The organism is Rathayibacter sp. AY2B7 (genome assembly GCF_002931635.1).
Classification (GTDB): Bacteria; Actinomycetota; Actinomycetes; order Actinomycetales; family Microbacteriaceae; genus Rathayibacter.
The window spans coordinates 1-1,084 of sequence record NZ_PSUC01000221.1 but is presented as its reverse complement, the minus strand read 5'-3'; the positions used below and the strand labels follow the sequence as shown (position 1 = coordinate 1,084).

Below are 1,084 nucleotides of genomic sequence, written 5' to 3'. Positions count from 1 at the left end.
CCTCGGCGGCACGCTCACGGGCGAGCACGGCGTGGGACTGCTCAAGCGGCGCTGGCTGGCGGAGGAGCTGGGCGAGGACTCGCTGGCGCTCCAGCGCGGGATCAAGGCCGTGTTCGACCCGCTGGGGATCATGAACCCGGGGAAGGTCTTCTGAGGAGGGCGCCTCGGGCTACAGCAGCTCGGCCGTGATCATCGAGGCGGTGAGCACGATCGTCGCCGCGGACATGAGCCAGTAGAGGACCGTCTCGCGCCAGGACCCGGCGGAGCCCAGGACGGGCAGCGCGGCGTAGCCTCCGGTGGTCCAGACGTGGCGCAGCGGTGTCCGGCGCAGGCGCCGTGGCAGGCGCACGCGCAGCGGCCACAGCCAGTTGATCCCGCCGGTCGTGAGGGCGTCGCCGGCCACGTGCACGAGGTAGCCCAGCGTCGCGGCGACCCGGAGCCACGCCCAGGTGCCGTCGGCGAGCGCGACGAGCAGGACCGTGACGACCGTCGCCCCGGCCCAGGCGATGCGCCAGGAGGGGGCGGCCCGGACGGCCTTCGCGGCGAACGCGAGAGCCGGCAGCGTGAGCACGGCGGCCACGGCGACGGGGCCGACGACCGGCACCGGGAAGCGCAGTGCCGTGAGCACCGGCACCAGGTACCAGACGACGGCGACCGCGAGCAGCGAGTGCATCCCGTGCCGGTGCCCTCCGCTGATCCGGCCCGCGGTCGCCGTGAGCAGGGAGGCGCCCGGCGCCGAGCGGGAGACCGTCGCGCTCGCGTGGTCCGCGTCGGGCACCAGCGCCCAGCCGGCGGCGACTCCGAGGCCGACCAGCCTGAGGTCGAGCGGGAGACCCGCGAGGCCGAGGGGTCCGGCGACGCCGGGCACGGAGGCGGCCACGGCCCAGGCGAGCGCACCGGACACGGCGTGCGAGCGGCCCATCATCGCGGGTCGGCTCCTTCGACTGGGCGCTGCGACGACGGAGGACGGCCGCGGCGGGACGAGAGAACCCCCGGCCGAGTGCGTGAGCACGGACCGGGGGTGAGGGTGGGCGATACCGGACTCGAACCGATGACCTCTTCCGTGTGAAGGAAGCGCGCTACC

The 1,084-nt window shown here is 75.1% G+C and carries 2 protein-coding genes; one reads left to right on the top strand and one right to left on the bottom strand.

Going from position 1 to position 1,084, the window contains the following annotated elements:
* Window positions 1–154 (top strand): FAD-binding oxidoreductase (locus C5C27_RS17530; RefSeq protein ID WP_308471200.1); only part of this gene is annotated, 154 nt, incomplete at its 5' end.
* 15 nt (window positions 155–169) lie between these two features.
* On the opposite strand, the gene C5C27_RS17525 is transcribed toward C5C27_RS17530, so the two are convergent.
* Window positions 170–925: a metal-dependent hydrolase gene (locus C5C27_RS17525; RefSeq protein ID WP_104239708.1), complete on the bottom strand. Its 756-nt coding sequence runs from the start codon at window positions 923–925 to the stop codon at window positions 170–172.
* Window positions 926–1,084 lie beyond the last annotated feature (159 nt).

Coding starts and splice junctions, on each gene's coding strand:
- C5C27_RS17525 (WP_104239708.1), bottom strand. CDS start 925: ATGATGGGCCGCTCGCACGCCGTGTCCGGTGCGCTCGCCTGGGCCGTG.